The sequence below is a fragment of the Pseudomonas paraversuta genome, assembly GCF_904067025.1.
GTDB classification, from domain to species: domain Bacteria; phylum Pseudomonadota; class Gammaproteobacteria; order Pseudomonadales; family Pseudomonadaceae; genus Aquipseudomonas; species Aquipseudomonas paraversuta.
The window spans coordinates 747,750-767,498 of record NZ_CAJFDA010000001.1; the positions used below are offsets into that span (position 1 = coordinate 747,750).

Here is a 19,749-nt window from a genome sequence, read left to right on the forward strand (position 1 = left end):
ACCCTTGCGAGCAGGCTCGCTCCTACACCGGCAGCGTCCAGCCAAACACTTCACAGGCATTGGCTGTTGAAGCCTTGGCCAGTTGCTCCGGGTGCAGGCCCATCACTTCGGCCAGTGCCCGGCAAATATCCGGCAAATGTTCGGGGCTATTGCGCTGGTTGGGGTACATGGCCGGGGCCATGTCGGGGGAGTCGGTTTCCAGCACTATTGTGTCCGGTGCCAGGTCGGCAAGCACTTTGCGCAGGCGCAATGCCTGTGGCCAGGTCGCCGCACCGCCCAGGCCCAGCTTGAACCCCAGCTTCAGGTATTCACGCGCCTCTTCCCGGCTACCCGCAAACGCATGAATGATCCCGCCGCGCTGGAGCCGGAAACGCTTGAGCGTGGCGATCACTTGCGCATGGCTGCGGCGAACGTGGAGCAGGGCCGGGAGCTGGAAGTCCGACGCCAGCTTCAGCTGCGCTTCAAACAGCTGTTGTTGAGCGTCGCGGTCAAGTTCGGGAAGGAAGAAGTCGAGGCCGATTTCGCCTACGGCGCATAGCTGCGGATGCCCGGCAAGACGGTTCAGCCATTGACCCAGTTCAGTCACATGCTCAGGTCGATGCCGGTCGAGGTACACCGGGTGCAAACCCAGGGCGGCATATAGCTGACTGTCTGTTTGCACCAGATCCCACAACCGCTGCCAGGTATTCTGCTCAACCCCCAGCACCACCATCTGCTCAACCCCCAGTGCTCTGCTGCGTGCCAGCAACGGCAGGCGGTCGGCGTCAAAGTCCGGGAAATCGAGATGGGTGTGGCTGTCGATCAGTTGCATGCTCAGGCCTGATGGATGCGCTGTTTGAACACTCGGGCAATGGCATGAATGCCGGGCTCATAGTGCTGCTCTTCAATCGCCGACAAGGCCAGGCTCAGGGCTTTTTCGGCAATCAGCCTGTGTTGCTGGCCCATGGCATTGACCGGCAATGGCAGGAAGTCCAGCAGTTGAGTGTCGCCAAAGGTGGCAAGACGCAACGGCGGACGCTGGCTCGGGTGCTCCAGCAGTGCATCAAACATCCCTTGCAGCAGAACGTATGAGGTCGTGATCAGCGCCTCGGGGAAGTGCCCCTGGCGAGCCAGCAGATCATCGATGATCCGGCGTCCGCATTCGCGGCTGAAGGCAGCACCATGCTCGATCAGGATTTCGCCGTCGAAATTTTCCAGGGCTTGCTTGAACCCCGCCGCCCGGGCCTGGCTGATACTCAGCTCGGGGCGCGCGCCGATCAATGCAATTTGCCGTGGCATCGGTTGTAGCAAACTGCGGGTCAATTGCAGACTGGCTTCGCAGTCATCGCTGATGACCGAGCAAAAGCGCGAAGGCTCCAGAGTCCGGTCAATCGCAATGATCGGCATGCCCAGGTCTTGCAGTTGACGGTAGCTGTCATCGTCCGCAGGCAAGCAACTGGCGACGAACAGGGCGTCACAGCGGCGGGCGCGAAACAGTTTGAGCAACTGGCGCTCACTGTCCGGCGCATCGTCCGAGCTGGCGATAAGCAATTGATAGCCGCGGGCCCGGGCCCCTTGTTCCAGTTGCTTGGCCAGGCGCGCATAGCTCGGGTTTTCGAGGTCCGGGAGGATAAAGCCCAGGGTGCGCGTGTGCCGGCTGCGCAGCCCTGCGGCTTGTGGGTTGGGGGTAAAACCATGCTCTTCGACCACCGCGCGGACACGCTCGACTGTGCTGCTGCTAATGCGCTGCTGTTCGGCCTTGCCATTGATGACGTAGCTGGCGGTGGTCACGGAAACACCTGCCAGTTGAGCGATATCACTGAGCTTCACGCCGGAAATTCCTTATTTTTTGTAGTACATGTCGACATTTTGGCCAATCCTAACCGATAAAGGCAGTCGATCTTCGTCTGCCTTGTCGGCATCTGGTTTTTTTGCAAGCCCGGCCGTTTTGCATTGATCAATACGACAAGTTGGGCTTCAAGCGCGGGCAATTATGCAGTAACGTGCCGGACATTCTTGATTAAACGTTTCAGCAGGCGTGTTTAATGGATCTTTACCCCGCAGAGCAATGTGCTTGCCACACATGACTCAGGCCTTCGGGGGGAGCTATCTACGCTGACTTAATTCAAAACAATACCTGGTGCCATGGAGCACCGGAAAAGGAGAACGCATGCTCGAGCTCACCATAGAGCAGATTTCCATGGGCCAGACGGCTGTGGATAAGTCTGCGGCGCTGCATTTACTCGCCGATAAGCTGGTCGCCGATGGTTTGGTGGCCGAAGGTTATCTGAAAGGCTTGCAAGCGCGTGAGGCTCAGGGCTCGACCTTCTTGGGTCAGGGAATTGCCATTCCCCACGGCACTCCTGAAACCCGCGACCTGGTGTATGCCACGGGCGTGCGTTTATTGCAGTTTCCCGATGGAGTGGACTGGGGCGACGGTCAGATCGTGTATCTGGCGATCGGCATTGCGGCCAAGTCCGACGAGCATTTGCGCCTGCTGCAACTGCTGACCCGGGCTTTGGGCGAAACCGATCTGGGCCAGGCATTGCGTCGTGCCAGTTCCGCCGAAGCCTTGCTCAAATTGCTTCAGGGCGCGCCACAGGAACTGGCACTGGATGCGCAGATGATCGGCCTCGGTGTCTCCGCCGATGATTTCGAAGAACTGGTCTGGCGCGGTGCCCGCCTGCTGCGTCAGGCCGATTGTGTGAGCAACGGCTTTGCTGCGGTGTTGCAACAGGTGGACGCATTGCCCCTGGGCGATGGTTTGTGGTGGCTGCACAGCGAGCAAACAGTCAAGCGCCCGGGCCTGGCTTTTGTGACCCCGGACAAGCCGATGCGCTATCTGGGCCAGCCACTGAGCGGGCTGTTCTGCCTGGCAAGCCTGGGGGAAGCCCACCAGGCATTGCTTGAACGCTTGTGTGCGCTGCTGATCGAAGGTCGCGGGCATGAACTGGGACGCGCCACCAGCAGTCGTGCAGTACTTGAAGTGCTGGGCGGCGAATTACCGGCTGACTGGCCGAGTGCCCGTATCACCCTGGCCAACGCCCACGGCTTGCACGCCCGTCCGGCGAAAATACTCGCGCAACTGGCGAAGAGCTTTGATGGCGAGATCCGTGTACGAATTGTTGACGGCCAGGAGTCGGCTGTATCGGCCAAGAGCCTGAGCAAATTGCTCAGCCTGGGCGCACGTCGCGGCCAGGTGCTGGAGTTTGTCGCCGAACCCGCAATTGCCGGTGATGCATTGCCGGCGATACTGGCCGCCATTGAAGAAGGCCTGGGCGAAGAAGTCGAGCCGCTGCCGCTGCTGGCCGAGTCAGCAGCACCCGTGGCCGACATCGCCACGCTGCTCATAGCTCCGGCTGACGGCAGCGTGATCCAGGCCATCGCCGCCGCGCCCGGAATTGCCATCGGGCCGGCACACATTCAAGTGCTGCAAATTATCGATTACCCGCTGCGTGGCGAATCAGCGGCGATTGAGCGTGAACGTCTGAAAAAAGCTTTGGCCGAGGTACGTCAGGACATTGAAGGCCTGATTCAGCGCAGCCAGTCCAAGGCCATTCGCGAAATTTTTATCACCCATCAGGAAATGCTCGATGACCCGGAGCTGACGGATGAGGTCGATACCCGGCTCAAGCAGGGCGAAAGCGCCGAGGCCGCGTGGATGTCGGTCATCGAGGCGGCTGCACGTCAGCAAGAGTCGTTGCAGGATGCATTGCTGGCCGAGCGCGCCGCGGATTTACGTGACATCGGGCGCCGTGTTCTGGCGCAGTTGTGTGGCGTGCAAACCCCGGCCGAACCTGATCAACCCTATGTGCTGGTGATGGACGAAGTGGGTCCGTCCGACGTGGCGCGTCTTGATCCGGCACGGGTTGCAGGCATTTTGACGGCCCGTGGTGGCGCCACCGCGCACAGTGCGATTGTCGCCCGGGCCTTGGGAATTCCTGCATTGGTCGGAGCTGGCGAAGCGGTATTGCTGCTGGCGCCCGGCACTCAACTATTGATTGATGGCCAGCGTGGCCGCCTGCATGTCGCACCGGATGCCGACGCCCTGCAGCGCGCCACTTCTGAGCGTGACAGCCGCGAACAGCGCTTATTGGCTGCCTCCGAGCAACGTCATGAACCGGCCGTTACTGTGGATGGGCACGGGGTCGAAGTGTTTGCCAATATCGGCGAGAGCAAGGGTGTGGCCAACGCGGTCGAGCAGGGCGCCGAAGGTATAGGCCTGCTGCGCACCGAGCTGATTTTCATGGCCCACAGCCAGGCGCCGGACGAAGCCACCCAGGAAGCCGAGTACCGTCGGGTGCTCGATGGCCTGGACGGGCGGCCTCTGGTGGTACGCACCCTGGACGTGGGCGGCGACAAGCCGCTGCCGTACTGGCCGATCGAGAAAGAAGAAAACCCGTTTCTTGGAGTACGGGGTATTCGTCTCACCTTGCAACGTCCGCACATCATGGAAAGCCAGTTGCGGGCGCTGTTGCGCTCAGCGGATAACCGCCCGCTGCGCATCATGTTCCCGATGGTAGGCAGCGTGGCCGAATGGCGCGCCGCCCGTGACATGACCGAACGTCTGCGCCTGGAAATCCCGGTGGCTGACTTACAGCTGGGGATCATGATTGAAGTGCCGTCCGCCGCCTTGCTGGCCCCGGTGCTGGCCAAGGAAGTCGATTTTTTCAGCGTCGGCACCAACGACTTGACCCAGTACACCCTGGCCATCGACCGGGGCCACCCGACCCTGTCGGCACAGGCCGACGGTTTGCATCCGGCGGTGTTGCAATTGATCGACATCACCGTGCGTGCCGCCCATGCCCATGGCAAATGGGTCGGCGTATGCGGCGAGCTGGCGGCCGATCCGCTGGCGGTGCCGGTGCTGGTTGGCCTGGGCGTGGATGAGTTGAGTGTGTCTGCGCGCAGCATTCCCGAGGTCAAGGCGCGGGTTCGCGAATTGAGCATGGAGCGTCTCAAGACCCTGGCTACCCAGGCCTTGAGCGTCGGTAGCCCGGAAGAAGTCCGGGCCTTGGTGGAGGCGCTCTGATGGCCAGAATCCTGACCGTAACCCTTAACCCGGCCCTGGACCTGACTGTGCGACTGTCCCATCTGCAACCGGGGCAAGTCCACCGCAGCCAGGCTTTGCTGAGCCATGCCGCGGGCAAGGGGGTGAATGTCGCACAGGTGCTGGCCGATCTGGGTCACAGCGTCACCGTTAGCGGTTTTCTCGGTGAAAACAATCAAGCGCCGTTCAACGCCTTGTTTGCCTGCCGCGGTTTTGTCGACGCCTTTATCCGCGTGCCCGGTGACACCCGCAGCAACATCAAGCTGGCTGAAGACGATGGCCGCGTAACCGACCTCAACGGGCCGGGGCCACAGGTCAGTGAGCTGGCGCAACAGGCCTTGCTCGACAAGCTCGATCAGATTGCCGCCAGCCATGACGCGGTGGTGGTGGCTGGCAGCTTGCCCCAAGGCATCAGCGCGCAGTGGTTGTGTGAATTGCTGCGACGTCTGAAGTCCCTTGGCCTGAAAGTGGTGCTGGACACCAGCGGCGAAGCCTTGAAGCAAGGTTTGAGTGCGGGCCCCTGGTTGATCAAACCCAACACCGAAGAACTCAGCGCCGCGCTGGGGCACGACATTGCCAGCCTTGAGGCGCAGACCGCGGCTGCCGCGCAATTGCAGGCCCGGGGCGTTGAGCATGTGGTGATTTCCCACGGTGCTGAAGGGGTGAACTGGTTCAACCCGGCATTTGCCTTACAGGCGCGGCCGCCCAAGGTTCGCGTCGCCAGCACCGTGGGTGCCGGCGATTCACTGCTGGCGGGCATGCTGCATGGCCTGCTCAGCGGCCACACCCCCGAGCAGACCTTGCGCACTGCCACCGCCATCGGGGCGCTGGCGGTCACGCAAATCGGTTTTGGCATCAGCGATGCGGTGCACCTGGCGACGCTTGAAAGCGGTGTCAGCCTTTGCCCCCTGACACAAGAATAAGAGGACTGCACATGAAATTAGCCATTGTCACGGGCTGCCCCAACGGCATGGTCACCAGCGTGCTGTGCGCCCGATTGCTGGACGCAGCGGCGCAACGTCAGGGGTGGAGCACCAGTGTTGAAGTGCATGACCCCAAGCATCCGGAACGCCAGCTGTCCCAGGCAACCATCGATCAAGCGCAATGGGTTCTGGTGGTCAGCAGCACGCCTCTGGACATGCAACGCTTTGTTGGCAAACCCGTGTTCCAGAGCACCCCGGCCCAGGCCCTGCAGGATGTCGAAGCGATACTGCAGCGCGGCGCCCAGGAAGCCCGGGTGTATGTCGCTCCAGCAGTTACTACCGAGGCGGAGAGCCCGCAGCACGGGCCGAAAATCGTCGCCATCACCGCCTGTCCGACCGGGGTGGCGCACACCTTTATGGCCGCCGAAGCATTGCAGCAGGCGGCCAAGCGTCTGGGCTACGAGCTGCAGGTCGAAACCCAGGGCTCGGTCGGTGCGCGCAATCCGCTGAGCCCGCAGGCCATCAGAGACGCCGATGTGGTGCTGCTGGCGGCTGATATCGAAGTGCCGACCGAGCGTTTTGCCGGCAAGAAGATTTACCGCTGCGGCACCGGTATCGCCCTCAAGCAAGCCGAAGCCACCCTGAACAAAGCCTTGAGCGAAGGCCGGGAAGAGACGGCAGCGGCTGATGGTTCTGCACCGGCCAAGCAAGAGAAAACCGGGGTCTACAAGCATCTGCTGACTGGCGTGTCGTTCATGTTGCCAATGGTGGTGGCGGGCGGCTTGCTGATTGCCCTGTCCTTCGTGTTCGGGATCACGGCCTATAAAGAGCCCGGCACGCTGGCGGCGGCACTGATGCAGATCGGTGGCGATGCGGCGTTCAAACTGATGGTGCCATTGCTGGCGGGCTATATCGCCTACTCGATTGCCGACCGCCCGGGCCTGGCGCCGGGGATGATTGGCGGGCTGCTGGCCAGTACCCTGGGTGCCGGGTTTATCGGCGGGATCATTGCCGGGTTTATCGCCGGTTACTGCGCCAAGGCGATCAATCGCTATGCGCGATTGCCGCAAAGTCTGGAAGCGCTGAAGCCGATTCTGATCATCCCGTTGTTTGCCAGCCTGTTTACCGGCCTGGTGATGATCTATGTGGTCGGCAAGCCAGTGGCCGGCATGCTCGAAGGCCTTACCCACTTCCTCGACAGCATGGGCACCACCAACGCCATTTTGTTGGGCGTTCTACTGGGCGGCATGATGTGTGTCGACTTGGGCGGGCCGATCAACAAGGCGGCCTACGCGTTTTCGGTGGGGCTGCTGGCTTCGCAGAGTTACGCGCCGATGGCCGCCACCATGGCTGCCGGCATGGTGCCGCCGATCGGCCTGGGGATTGCGACCTTTATTGCCCGGCGCAAATTTGCCCAGACCGAACGCGAGGCGGGCAAAGCCGCGTTGGTGCTGGGACTGTGCTTTATCTCCGAAGGTGCGATTCCGTTCGCCGCCAAAGACCCGCTGCGGGTGATTCCGGCGAGTATTCTGGGGGGCGCCTTGACCGGTGCACTGTCGATGTACTTCGGCTGCAAGCTGATGGCACCGCACGGTGGCTTGTTCGTGCTGCTGATCCCGAATGCGATCAACCATGCGCTGCTGTACTTGCTGGCGATTGTCGCCGGTAGCCTGGTGACGGCAGTGGTGTATGCCGTGATCAAACGTGCGGAACCGGCGGAAATGGCGCTGGAGACTGCCAAGGCCTGAGGCCTTGACTCAAACCGCCCGCGAGCCCTTGAACCGCTCGCGGGCAAGCCCGCTCCTGCAGGGGGGCGGGCATCGGTTCAATACACATCCCGCCGATAACGCCCTTGCTCGATCAGTGCTTGTAGCGCTGGCTCGCCCAGCAGCTCGGTCAAGGCCTGATCCACACCCGCCGCCATCCCTTGCAGACTGCCGCAGATATAAATAGCGGCGCCGTCTGCCAGCCATCTGCGTATTTCATCAGCTGACTCGCGCAAGCGATCCTGTACATAAATCTTCTGTGCCTGATCCCGTGAAAACGCCAGATCCAGCCGCGCCAGATCACCACTGGCCAGCCAGCCCTGCAGTTCTTCGCGGCAGTGGAAGTCATGGGCGGCATTGCGTTCACCAAAGAACAGCCAGTTACGCTGCTGGCCCTTGGCAATGCGCGCTTTGAGCAGGCTGCGCAGCCCCGCCAGTCCGGTGCCATTGCCCAGCAAAATAAGCGGACAAGGTTCGGCGGGCAGATGGAAACCACTGTTGCGCCGTACCCTCAGGCTGATGGCAGAACCCACATTTGCGTGTTCCGTCAGCCAGCCCGAACCCAGGCCCAGGCTGCCATCGGCATGGCGCTCCTGACGCACGATCAGTTGCAGCAGGCCATCTTCGGGGATCGAGGCAATGGAGTATTCACGCATGTGCAGCGGGATCAAGGCGTCGACCAATGCCTGTGCATGCATGCCCACCAGATGCCCGCGATTGTCCGGCAGCTGACGCCCGCCCAGGGCCTGGGCCAGGGTTTCTTGCAGACCATCGAGCTGTACCCGGGTGTCTGCCGACAGACCCAGACCTTGCAGGAAATGCTCAATCGCTGCCGGGGACTGCCGTGGCATGACTTCAACCAGATCACCTGCCTGCCATGAATCGCTGGCATGGGGGGCCTTGAGCCCCAGCAGGTAAACCCCGGAGCCGCTGCTGCCAGGGTTGAGCAGTTGGCGTTGTTCAAGGGTCCAGTTGTTGTAACCCGGTGCCTGCCAGTTGGCCGCCGGCGCAGTACCGGTCAGTTGACCGAGCTGTTGCTGCCAGTGCTGCAGCGCCTCGGGGTCGCCGCTGTCGACCTGGACCGGAGTGAACAATGATTGTGCGCCACGCTCGTTCAGCCATTGCTGAACCCGGGTCGCAAAGCCGCAGAAGTGCGGGTATTGGCGATCGCCCAGGGCCAGCAACGAATACTTGAGACTGCTCAGGGCCAAAGGCTGGTTCAGGACTTTGCGTTCAAAGCCACGGGCACTGTCGGGGGCTTCACCATCGCCAAAGGTACTGACGACAAACAGTGCATGGCTGGCCTGCTGCAAGTCCTGCTCGCTGAGCGCTGCCAGCGGTTGCACCCGTACTGCAAATCCGGCGGCCTGCAATTGTCCGGCGCTCTGCCAAGCCAGTTGTTCGGCCAGACCGCTCTGGCTGGCAAAGCCGATCAACCAGGGCGATGCATCGCTGTGCGCCGTGGACAAACCCTGGCGCGCCTGCTTGATCTGACGCTTTTTACGGCGCCGGTCCAGGTACAGCAACCAGCCGGTAATAAAGAACAACGGCATGCTGAGGCTGGCGATGGTCACCAGGATTCGCCCGGGGAGGCCCCAGTAACTGCCCACGTGAAGCGCGTAAATGCTGGTCAGCAATTGCGCCTTGTAGCTTTTGTCTGCGTAGCGCTGGTGTTGTTTGATTACGCCAGTGACCGGGTCGAGCACGATCTGATTGAAGGCGCGCTCATGGGGCGAGTCGCTGCGCAGATAAAAAACCGTGGCCGGCTGCCCGGCCACCGGTGGCATCCGCACGTTGTACAGGCTCAGTTGCGGCCCGGCAGCCTGCTGGATAGTGGCCCAGATGGCATCGTAATCGGCTACAGGGGCCGGCCCCGCAGGGCCGGGCTGACCGCGACCGCCTTTGCGCTGCTGGCTGTTGGGGCTGTCCGAAAACAGTTTTTGCAGGCCTTTGTTGTACCACTCGTAGGACCACGACAAGCCGGTCAGGGCGGCCAGCAGGTAAAAGATCATGCACCAGGTACCCGCCACGGAATGCAGGTCCCAGTTGAAACTGCGGCCTTTTTTGGCCCAGTCCAGGGTCAGCCAGGCACGCCAGTTCAGTGCCTGGCGCGGCCAGCGCAGGTAGAGGCCCGAGAGGCAGAAGAAAATCAGCATCAGGGTGCAGGCACCGGTGATCTGGCGACCGGTTTGGCCCATGGCCAGAAAGCGGTGCAGTTGCAGCATCAGATCGAAGAAGCCCTGGCCGCTGGCGTCGCCCTGATAGGTGCCGGTGTAAGGGTCGACATAGCGCAGTTGACCGCGGCGCTCCCCCGGCGGCGGGGTGAAGAAAATCCGTGCGGCACTGTCGCTGTCCACCCCGACCCAGAGCATGGACACCTGTTTGCCTTCAGTGGCCTCGACCCGGCGTACCAGTTCGGCGGGCGCCAGGGTGCCGCTGTCGAGTTTCTCGACCTTGAGCACCGAGGGGTTGAGCAAGTTCAGCAGTTCGTCCTGGAACGACACCGTCGCGCCGGTAATCCCCATGACGGCCAGGATCAGCCCTGCGGTGATCCCGAAAAACCAGTGCAGCTGAAAAAGGGTTTTCTTAAACACGACGACCGCCTTGCTCGCTCAATTGAATGCTTCACGGCGCAGTTTGCCGTGCAGGTTGTTTACACACAAAAGCCCCGACCATCGTTGGACAGGGCTTTGCGCTAAAGCTGTGGCATCTCTGTGTGGGAGGCTGGCTTGCCAGCGATTGCAGCTGCACGGTTTAACGGTAAAACCGTATCGCTTGCATCGCTGGCAAGCCAGCTCCCACCTGTGATCATTACCAGGTTGGCATCAGAAATGAACGCTGGTGGTCAACAAGGCTGTACGGCCCGCCGCCTGGTTGGCGAAGTGGGTCGAAAAGGCTTTGTCGTAGTAAGTCTTGTCGGTCAGGTTCTGTACGTTCAGTTGCAGATCAACGTTTTTGGTCAGCTTGTAGCTGGCCATTGCGTCGTAGCGGGTGTAAGCCGGAACGTAAGTCGAGTTGGCGACGTTACCGAATACTTCATCCACGTAGAATGCACCGCCGCCGATGGTCAGCTTGGGTGTGATCGCATAAGTGGTCCACAGGCTGGCGCTGTTTTTCGGGGTGTTGGGCAGCTGGTTGCCATCGGTAGCCTTGTTCAAAGGGCCGCCATCGCGCTGCTTGCCGTCCAGATAGGTGTAGCCCGCAAACACTTGCCATTGCTCGGTGATTTTACCGGAGGCAGACAGTTCGATGCCGTCGACGCGGGTTTTGCCGGCGTTCTCGTAGGTGTCAGCGTCTGTCTGGACCCGGGTGTTCTCTTTTTCGGTGCGGAAGATGGCTGCCGTCAGAGACAGGCGGTCGTTGAACACATCCCACTTGGTACCGAGTTCATAGTTGGTGGTTTCTTCCGGTTCCATGTCGCTGGCCAGAATCTTGCCGGTGCGATCCGGAGTACCGCTCAACGGGTTGGTTTCATTGCTGTCCAGCATCGAGCCCGGCGGGGTGGCCGAGGTGGCGTAAGACACGTAGACGCTGCCGTTAGGCTGGATTTTCCACACCAGGCCGAGCTGGCCGGAGAAGAAGTCACTAGTGTCAGATCCCTTGTAAGTGGTCGCTCCGGCGGCCGTGTACGATTTGTACTTGGTCTCGAAGTGGTCGTAACGCAGGCCCATGTTCAGCAGCCACTCAGGTGACAGTTCCAGCGTGTCCATCGCATAAATGGCGCGTGTGGTGTTGGCGCTGTCAGTACCGGCATAGTTGCGTGCGATCGAGCCGTTCCATGGATCATTGGCATTCGGGTTGCCCAGGGATGTGCAGTTCCAGTCGCTTGGGGCGCCGATCATGCCAGGAGTGCAGTTAGAGCCGCCAGCGGTACCCGGGGTGGTGCTGGTATTAACGGTATAGGACGACTTGCTGCTGGTCTCGCGGCTGAGTTCGATACCGGTGGAGTAGCTGTTTTTGAAGCCGGCGATATATACGTCACCAAACAGATCGGTCTGGTTGGTGGTGGTGGCGGTGTTGCTCACGCGGGTGTTGGCCCGGCGCCAGACGCTGCCGTTGTTGACGTTGCCTTTACTGTCGTCCGGCTGGGTCAGGATGTAATCCTGCAGGGTGTTGCCGTGGCGCAGGGTGTTCTTGACGTGCAGGTCTTCGCTGAAGTCGTGTTCAAACGAAAAAGTAGTGATATCGGCGCGGGTTTTGCGGAAATCACGATCTTTCAGGCCGTAGAAATTGCTGCTGTCGCCACCGTCGTTCGGCTTGTCCGGGCTGTCTGCGGTATGGGTTTTGCCCACCGAGAAACCGTAAGGAATACCCGAGTCCGGCAGGTCGTTACTTTCCATGTGGTAGTAATCGACGTTGACCCGGGTATCGGTGCCCAGGCCAAACGCCAGGGAAGGAGCAATACCCCAGCGGTCGTAATTGACATTGTCGCGACCGGCCACATTGCTTTCGTGGCTCATCAGGTTCAGACGACCGGCAACGGTATCGCTGAACTGATAGTTACCGTCCAGGGTATAGCGTTGGGTCTGATCCGAGCCCCAGGTGTAGCCGCCATCAAACGAATTACCCAGATGGGCTTTCTTGCTGACCATGTTGATGGTGCCGCCGGCTGCACCGCGACCGCCGAAGGCCGAGTTCGGGCCTTTGGCGACTTCAATCGATTCAACGGCGAAAATCTCGCGGGTCTGGGCGCCGGTATCGCGCACGCCGTCCAGATAGGTGTCGCCCTGGGCGTCAAAGCCGCGAATGAACGGCCGGTCGCCTTGCGGGTTACCGCCTTCACCTGCGCCGAAGGTAATGCCTGGAACGGTGCGCAATGCGTCTTGCAGGGAAGTTGCGGCCGTATCCTTGATCAGTTGTTGCGGGATCACGGTGATCGAGCGGGGCGTATCAATCAGGGGCGCTGTGTACTTCGGGGAGTCGGCTTTTTCAATCTGGTAGGACTGCTCGTTCTGCTCGCCTGAAACCGTGGTCGCGCCAAGGGAAATACTGTTGCCCTGTGCTTTGCTGTCCGTGCTTTCGGCAGCCTGAGCCATATGGGCTGCAGAGGTCGCGGTAATCGCGACACCGATAGCCGAAGCCAGTAAACGCGGTGAGCTGACAGGTATTTTTATAAGTTGGCGCGACATGTGAAGATCCCTTGCCCCAGAATTTGAGCCGCGAAATATAGTGCAAACAATTCCTTGTATCAATTGAGATCAATTACTATTAGCGCTAAATTTACAATCTTTACAATTTCCCTTTACGGTTTTTTCACACTCATTCGTCTCCGGTGTCCTAACAGGGTTTTACACGAACAATAAGAATCAATACCATTGCCGTCCCTTCGCTAACTGGTATCGCGCCATGCTGTTGCATATTCCCGGCTTGTTTTCCCGTGAAGAGGTGCAGCGCATTCGTGAGGCGCTGGAGCAGACCGAGTGGGCTGACGGCAAAATCACCGCCGGCTTTCAGTCCGCCAGGGCCAAGCACAACCTGCAGTTGCCTGAAGGGCACCCGTTGGCGAAGGAAATTGGCGCGGCAATGATTGAGCGGCTGTGGCAAACCCCGTTGTTCATGTCGGCTGCCTTGCCGCACAAAGTCTTCCCGCCGCTGGTCAATTGCTACACCGGCGGTGGCAGTTTCGATTTTCATATCGACAACGCCGTGCGCCAGCCCAAGGGCAGTCCCGAGCGGGTGCGGACTGACTTGTCGGCCACCCTGTTTTTCAGCGACCCCGATGACTATGACGGTGGCGAGCTGGTGATTCAGGACACCTACGGTGTGCAGCAGGTCAAATTGCCTGCTGGCGACATGGTCCTGTACCCCGGTACCAGCCTGCACAAGGTCAATGCGGTCACCCGTGGCGCACGCTATGCCTCGTTCTTCTGGACCCAAAGCCTGGTGCGTGAAGACAGCCAGCGCACCTTGCTGTTTGAAATGGATAACGCCATTCAGCAGCTGACCCGCGACGTACCCGATCACCCCTCGTTGATCCGGCTCACGGGCACTTATCACAACCTGTTGCGGCGCTGGGTTGAGGTTTAGGGATGCCATTTCAACTGCGTCGTGAAGAAGTACTCGACGGCGAGCAGCTCAAAGCCATGCTCGCTGAAAACCCGGCGCGGGCAGCGCAGGCGATTTTGCTCGCGGCCCGCCAGGGCATCGTCGACGGTCAGGCCTTGCTGGGGCAGATTCTGCTGGACGGGCAGGGGATTGAGCGCGACCCGGCTCTGGCCAGACGCTGGTTTCAGATTGCCGCCAATGCTGATCACCTGATGGCGCGCAACATGTTGGGGCGCTGCTGGGAACTGGGCTGGGGCGGGCCTGTGGACTGGACCCTGGCCAGCCTGGAGTATCGCCAGGCGGCTGAAGCCGGGCTGGACTGGGCGATGTACAACTACGCCAACTTGCTGGCCACCGGGCGCGGCGTGGCTGAAGACCAGATCACGGCTCAGTTTTATTACCGTCGGGCGGCGCAGTTGGGGCACGCCAAATCCATGAACTTGCTGGGGCGTTATCTGGAGGAGGGTGTGCATTGCCCTGCCGATCAAGAGGCAGCATGCCTGTGGTACCGGCGCTCGGCTGAAGCGGGGGACTTTCGTGGGCAGTTCAGCCACGCCTCGGTGCTGGCCGAGTCGGGGGAAATCGATCAGGCGTTGATCTGGTTTGAGCGCGCGTTGGCGGGGGGCAATCTTAAATTTCTCAAGGTCGCGGCCCTGACCTTATTGAATGCCGGGCACCCGCAAATCCGGGCATTGGCCACGGCTTACCAGCAGCGGGCAGCCGAGATTCTGTAGGCGCGAGCTCGCGGCTACAGGCTGCGGGCATAAAAAAACCCATGACAGGTCATGGGTTTTTTTAGGGGCTGCGTTTACAGGTAGAAGGATTTCAGCGGCGGAAAGCCATTGAATTCAACTGCGCTGTAGCTGGTGGTGTAAGCACCGGTGGACAGCCAGTACAGGCGGTCACCGATCGCCAGGTTCAGTGGCAGGCCGTATTTGTAGTTTTCATACATGATGTCGGCGCTGTCGCAGGTCGGGCCGGCGATGACTACTTCTTCCATCTCGCCTTTCTTTTCAGTCCAGATCGGAAACTTGATGGCTTCGTCCATGGTTTCGATCAGGCCCGAGAATTTGCCCACATCGGTGTAAACCCAGCGCTCGACAGCGGTACGGGATTTACGCGCAACCAGCACTACTTCACTGACCAGGATCCCGGCGTTGGCAATCAGCGAACGGCCAGGCTCAAGGATGATTTCCGGCAGTTCGTCACCGAAGTCTTCCTTGAGGAAACGGATGATCTCTTCAGCGTAGGTTTCCAGGCTGTTGGTGCGGGTGATGTAGTTGGCCGGGAAGCCGCCGCCCATGTTGATCAGCTTGAGAACAATGCCGTCTTCTTCCTTGAGACGCTCGAAGATCACTTTAACCTTGGCAATCGCCGCGTCCCACACGCTGATGTCCCGTTGCTGCGAGCCCACGTGGAACGAAATGCCGTAAGGCACCAGGCCCAGGTCACGGGCAAGGATCAGCAGATCCATGGCCATATCGGTCTGGCAGCCGAATTTGCGCGACAGTGGCCAGTCAGCCGTAGTCGAGCCTTCGGTGAGGATGCGCACGTAGATTTTCGAACCCGGGGCGGCCTTGGCGATGTTGCGCAGGTCAGCTTCGGAGTCGGTGGAAAACAGGCGCACGCCCTTCTCGTAGAAGTAGCGGATGTCCTTGGACTTCTTGATGGTGTTGCCGTAGCTGATGCGATCCGGGGAAACGCCCCGATCCATCACTTTGTCCAGTTCATAGATCGACGCGATGTCGAAGCTTGAGCCCTTGTCGCGCAGCAGGTCGATGATTTCGACTGCCGGGTTGGCCTTGACCGCGTAGTACACCTTGGCGAACTCGAAACCTGCGCGCAGGTCATCGTAAGCCTTGCTGATCATGGCGGTGTCGATCACCACGAACGGGGTTTCCTGGGTGTCGGCAAAAGCCTTCATTTTGTTGAAGGTTTCGCGCGCGTAATAGTCTTCGACCTGAATCGACATGAGGAGGGACTCCAAGTGGCAAACGTCATAGATAAATGGGTGCAACTGAACATCCTCCGTATCCCCACTTTGGTTCGCCTACTTCCCAAGGCATGTCCGCCGAAAGCAAAAAAGGTAAATGGACCTTGCTGTCTCGTCGTCAGTACTTGAGCCGGATGGATCGTTTCCAGCATGGATGTTCGGCGCGAACTTTAGGGCGTGATTGCCCTTTGATCAACTAAAAATGTCGCGTATTTGCACGAATTCGTCGGGGGTTCAATTTCGGCTATTTAAGTAACCGACCTTGATGACAGTGTGATGTTCCCGCAGAAGGGGATTTGAAGGGGAGCGATGAGTTGTGCCCTGCTGCGCGAGCCTGGCTTGCCAGCGATGGCATCTGCACGGTCTGTCAGTAAAACCGCGTAGTTTACATCGCCGCCAAGCCAGGCTCCCGCAGGATCGGTTATCTAGGCAGTGGCCATATCAGCCGGTGAAACAATGCTGGTCTTGGCCCCGCGGGAGCGGCCGGAGCTCAAGTAGGCAGCGATGGATTCCTGGGTCACTTCACCGAGGAATACCCGTTCGGCATCCATTACCGGCAACCATGAGCGGTTGAACTCGTACATGCGCGACAGCAGGATGCGCAAGTGTTCGTCGGAGGCTGCAGTGGCGGTGAACTCGCGCAGGTACTGGCCGCAAGTGCCGGTCTGGCGATGCAGGTCGCGACGGCGCACATAGCCCAGGGCCTTGTTGTCGGCACAGGTGACGACGACGTAGCGACGGTCCAGTTCGTCCATCAGTTCCAGTGCTTCGGCCACCGGTGTCTCCGGGCTGACCGACGGCGCGTTGTCGGCCGCGTCTTCAGCCTTGACCAGCAACAGGCGCTTGAGGGTGCTGTCCTGACCGACAAAGTTGCTGACAAAGTCGTCGGCCGGGTGGGCGAGCAGAGTGTCCGGGTGATCCATCTGCAGCAGCTTGCCGCCGCGGAAGATGGCGATTTTGTCGCCCAGCTTGATCGCTTCGTCAATGTCGTGGCTGACCATGATCACGGTCTTGTTCAGCGCGCGCTGCATCTCGAAGAATTCGTTCTGGATCATTTCGCGGTTGATCGGGTCGACCGCGCCGAACGGCTCATCCATTAATAGCAGCGGTGCGTCGGCGGCCAGGGCGCGAATCACGCCGATGCGCTGTTGCTGGCCACCCGACAGTTCACGGGGGTAGCGGGTCAGGTACTGCTTGGGCTCAAGCTTGATCATGCTCATCAGTTCGCGGGCACGGTCATGGCACTTTTGCTTGTCCCAGCCCAGCAGGCGCGGAACGATGGTGATGTTCTCCTCGATGGTCATGTTGGGGAACAGACCGATCTGCTGGATCACATAACCGATATTGCGGCGCAGGGTGACCGGGTCGAGGTCGGTGGTGTCTTCGCCGTTGATCAGGATCTTGCCGGAGGTTGGCTTGATCAGGCGGTTGATCATTTTCAGCGTGGTGCTTTTACCGCAACCCGAAGGCCCGAGGAACACGCAGATTTCGCCTTCGTTGACGGTCAGGCTTACCGAGTCCACGGCTTTTACATCTTTGCCGTTGCTTTGGAAGGTCTTGCTGAGGTTTTGAAGTTCGATCATTTGAGTAATCCTTTTGGAGTCAGCGTGCGTTGCAGCCATTGCAAAAGCAGGTCGGCGAAGATGGCCAGAAGACTGACCAGTACCGCGCCGACGATCAGCATCGACATGTCGCTACGGCTGATTGCAGCAAGAATAAGTACACCCAGACCGCCGGCACCGATGGTGGCGGCAATCGTCATTACACCAATGTTCATCACCACGGCGGTGCGCACACCGGCCAGGATCACCGGTACCGCGATCGGCAGTTCAACCATGCGCAGGCGCTGGGCGAAGGTCATGCCGATACCGCGGGCGGCTTCACGTATGCCCGGTTCCACGCCGGTCAGGGCAAGGAAGGTGTTACGCATGATCGGCAGCAATGAGTACAGGAACACGGCGGTGATGGCGGGCATCGGGCCCAGGCCCTGGCCGAACTTGGAATAGAACGGCAGCAGCAGGCCGAACAGGGCAATCGAGGGGATGGTCAGCAACACGGTGGCGCTGGCCTGCATGGGACCGGCCAGTGACGGGAAGCGCGTCATCAGTACGCCCAGCGGTACGCCAACCACAATGGCCAGGGTCACGGCGATCCCGACCAGAGCAATGTGTTGCAGGGTCAGGTGCATGACCTGATTCCAGTCCATGTTGGAAAAGGCGTTTAGAAATTCCATGTCTTTTCCTCCGGGTCAGTTAGCTAAAAGCTGTGGGTGCTGGCGCAGGAAGTCTGCGGCCACCTTGGACGGGCTTTCGTGGTCGACGTCGACCCGGGCGTTGAGTTGGCGCATGGTTTCGTCGTCAAACAGGTCCGCCAGTGGCTTGAGCAGGTCAGCCAGATCCGGGTGCTGGTCCAGGTAGGCTTTGCGTACTACGGGAGCGGCGGTGTAATCCGGGAAGTAATGCTTGTCGTCGTCGAGCAACTTGAGGTTGAAAGCGCTCAGGCGACCGTCAGTGGTGTAGACCAGCCCTGCAAACACCTGGCCGTTTTTCAGCGAGGTATAGACCAGGCCAGCGTCCATTTGCCGGATGTTTTTGCGGGTCAGGTCCATGTCATACAGCTCGGCCATGCCGATCAACCCGTCGGAGCGATTGGCAAACTCGGTATCCAGTGAGACCAGGGCGCCTTTATTCGCCGGGTCGCGCAGGGCCTTGTTCAGATCGCTGATGCTGTTGATTTCCGGGTGTTCCTTGGCCACGTTTTCTGGCAGCGCCAGGGCATAGGTGTTACTGAACTTGGACGGGTGCAGCCAGACCAGGCCTTTTTTACCGTCGAGCTCTTTGACCCGCTCGAAGGATTGCTCGCTGTCGAGTTTTTCGGTCACGTGGTTATAGGCCACCAGTGACACGCCGGTGTATTCCCAGATCAGGTCCAGCTGCCCGGACTCCTGGGCGCTGCGCGCCAGGCTGCTGCCCAGCCCGCCGGTTACCTGAGCGTTGTAGCCCTTGCTCTTGAGGTATTGCGAGGTGATTTCAGCGAGCAGGGTTTGCTCGGTAAAAACCCGCGCCCCAATCCGGACCAGGGGTTTTTCTGCGGCCTGGGCAATTCCTGCGAACAGCAGGATGCAGCCTAAAAACAAGCTTAATTTTTTCATGCGTATTCCTTTGCTCAGCCAGACCTTATGCAGGTCGTAGACCGCGTTCCAGCCAGCGGCGGCTGATGAAGATCACCAGGCCGTCGAGCAGCAATGCCAGCAGCGCGGTACAGGCTGCGCCGAGGATGAGTTGCGGCTGATTATTGAGGGCGATACCAGGGAAAATCAGGCTGCCCAGGCTGTTGGCGCCAATCAGGAACGCCAGGGGGGCGGTGCCGACGTTGATCGCCAGTGCGACCCGTACGCCACCCATGATGATGGGTACGGCGTTGGGCATTTCGACTCGCCACAGCACTTGGCGCGGGGTCATGCCGATGCCGACGGCGGCTTCTTTGAGTGAACCCTGAACGTTTTTCAGGCCTTCATAGGTGTTGCGCACAATGGGCAGCAACGAGGCGAGAAACAGGGCGAAGATGGCAGGGCCGCTACCGATCCCCAGAAAGCCAAGCGCAATGGCCAGTACGGCCAGCGGTGGCACGGTGTTGCCGATGTTGAAGACTTGCATGAAGCGTTCCGCACGTCCGGCCATACTTGGTCGGCTGAGGAAAATGCCCGCGGGGATCCCTACAAGGAGGGCGGCAAACATTGAAACGAGTACGAGGTACAGATGGGCTTGCAGGTAGAACAACAGATCATCTTGATAGTGTTCGATAGTGCTGATGCCGATCCAGTGGACCAACAGGGCCAGGAGTGCGAGAACAATCACACCTCCTATAAGCCCTTTTCCATAGCGATTAGCCACAGGCGGACTCCTTTTTTTTCTTGGTCGGCGAACACATTGTCGTGTGGCAATGCCATTCCTGGCTGCCGACGATGAGTTCGCGAAGAGCAACGGGTGGGGG

At 60.0% G+C, this 19,749-nt stretch carries 14 protein-coding genes; 5 read left to right on the plus strand and 9 right to left on the minus strand.

Annotation, left to right across the window (positions count from 1 at the left end; translation table 11 throughout):
* Positions 1–22: 22 nt before the first annotated feature.
* Both JQ848_RS03625 and cra read right to left on the minus strand, forming a co-directional pair.
* The gene (locus tag JQ848_RS03625; protein WP_003443820.1) at positions 23–811 is read right to left on the minus strand and encodes a TatD family hydrolase; all 789 of its coding nucleotides are present in this window, start codon (positions 809–811) and stop codon (positions 23–25) included.
* A gap of 2 nt (positions 812–813) precedes the next feature.
* Entirely contained in the window at positions 814–1,809 is a 996-nt protein-coding gene (gene cra, locus JQ848_RS03630) for a catabolite repressor/activator (RefSeq protein ID WP_010655559.1), read from the minus strand.
* Between the two features lie 340 nt (positions 1,810–2,149).
* Between cra and ptsP the strand changes: the two genes are divergently transcribed.
* Genes ptsP through JQ848_RS03645 form a run of 3 tightly spaced genes read left to right on the plus strand, consistent with a single transcriptional unit; the run spans position 2,150 to position 7,700 of the window.
* Positions 2,150–5,011 (plus strand): phosphoenolpyruvate--protein phosphotransferase, encoded by a 2,862-nt coding sequence (gene ptsP, locus JQ848_RS03635; protein WP_202210274.1) that lies wholly within the window; start codon positions 2,150–2,152, stop codon positions 5,009–5,011.
* Complete coding sequence (pfkB, locus tag JQ848_RS03640; protein WP_202210275.1) at positions 5,011–5,952, plus strand: 1-phosphofructokinase; 942 nt, start codon at positions 5,011–5,013, stop codon at positions 5,950–5,952. Before ptsP ends, pfkB begins: the two co-directional genes overlap by 1 nt.
* 11 nt (positions 5,953–5,963) lie before the next feature.
* Positions 5,964–7,700 carry a PTS fructose-like transporter subunit IIB gene (locus tag JQ848_RS03645; RefSeq protein WP_161719073.1) on the plus strand — a complete coding sequence of 579 codons (1,737 nt, stop codon included), beginning with the start codon at positions 5,964–5,966 and terminating at the stop codon, positions 7,698–7,700.
* 77 nt (positions 7,701–7,777) lie between these two features.
* Here the strand turns inward: JQ848_RS03645 and JQ848_RS03650 are convergent, their stop codons facing one another.
* Positions 7,778–10,312 (minus strand): PepSY domain-containing protein, encoded by a 2,535-nt coding sequence (locus tag JQ848_RS03650; protein ID WP_202210276.1) that lies wholly within the window; start codon positions 10,310–10,312, stop codon positions 7,778–7,780.
* A 231-nt stretch (positions 10,313–10,543) separates the two neighbouring features.
* The gene (locus JQ848_RS03655; RefSeq protein WP_202210277.1) at positions 10,544–12,847 is read right to left on the minus strand and encodes a TonB-dependent receptor; all 2,304 of its coding nucleotides are present in this window, start codon (positions 12,845–12,847) and stop codon (positions 10,544–10,546) included.
* Between the two features lie 217 nt (positions 12,848–13,064).
* Between JQ848_RS03655 and JQ848_RS03660 the strand changes: the two genes are divergently transcribed.
* The gene (locus JQ848_RS03660; protein WP_160626760.1) at positions 13,065–13,745 is read left to right on the plus strand and encodes a Fe2+-dependent dioxygenase; all 681 of its coding nucleotides are present in this window, start codon (positions 13,065–13,067) and stop codon (positions 13,743–13,745) included.
* A 2-nt stretch (positions 13,746–13,747) separates the two neighbouring features.
* Positions 13,748–14,497, plus strand: a complete 750-nt coding sequence (locus JQ848_RS03665; RefSeq protein ID WP_003443804.1) for a tetratricopeptide repeat protein — start codon at positions 13,748–13,750, stop codon at positions 14,495–14,497.
* A 74-nt stretch (positions 14,498–14,571) separates the two neighbouring features.
* Here JQ848_RS03665 and JQ848_RS03670 read toward each other — a convergent pair whose 3' ends face one another.
* The 5 genes from JQ848_RS03670 to JQ848_RS03690 all read right to left on the minus strand — a co-directional run bounded on the left by JQ848_RS03670 (position 14,572) and on the right by JQ848_RS03690 (position 19,649).
* On the minus strand, positions 14,572–15,735 hold the full coding sequence (locus JQ848_RS03670; protein ID WP_003443803.1) for a type III PLP-dependent enzyme: 1,164 nt from the start codon (positions 15,733–15,735) through the stop codon (positions 14,572–14,574).
* Between the two features lie 446 nt (positions 15,736–16,181).
* Positions 16,182–17,339, minus strand: a complete 1,158-nt coding sequence (locus JQ848_RS03675; protein WP_003443800.1) for an osmoprotectant ABC transporter ATP-binding protein OsmV — start codon at positions 17,337–17,339, stop codon at positions 16,182–16,184.
* On the minus strand, positions 17,336–17,989 hold the full coding sequence (locus JQ848_RS03680) for an ABC transporter permease (protein ID WP_003443798.1): 654 nt from the start codon (positions 17,987–17,989) through the stop codon (positions 17,336–17,338). Before JQ848_RS03680 ends, JQ848_RS03675 begins: the two co-directional genes overlap by 4 nt.
* A 15-nt stretch (positions 17,990–18,004) precedes the next feature.
* Positions 18,005–18,907, minus strand: a complete 903-nt coding sequence (locus tag JQ848_RS03685; protein WP_003443797.1) for a glycine betaine ABC transporter substrate-binding protein — start codon at positions 18,905–18,907, stop codon at positions 18,005–18,007.
* A 25-nt stretch (positions 18,908–18,932) separates the two neighbouring features.
* Positions 18,933–19,649, minus strand: coding sequence for an ABC transporter permease (locus JQ848_RS03690; protein WP_029612199.1), 717 nt, complete (start codon positions 19,647–19,649; stop codon positions 18,933–18,935).
* Positions 19,650–19,749 lie beyond the last annotated feature (100 nt).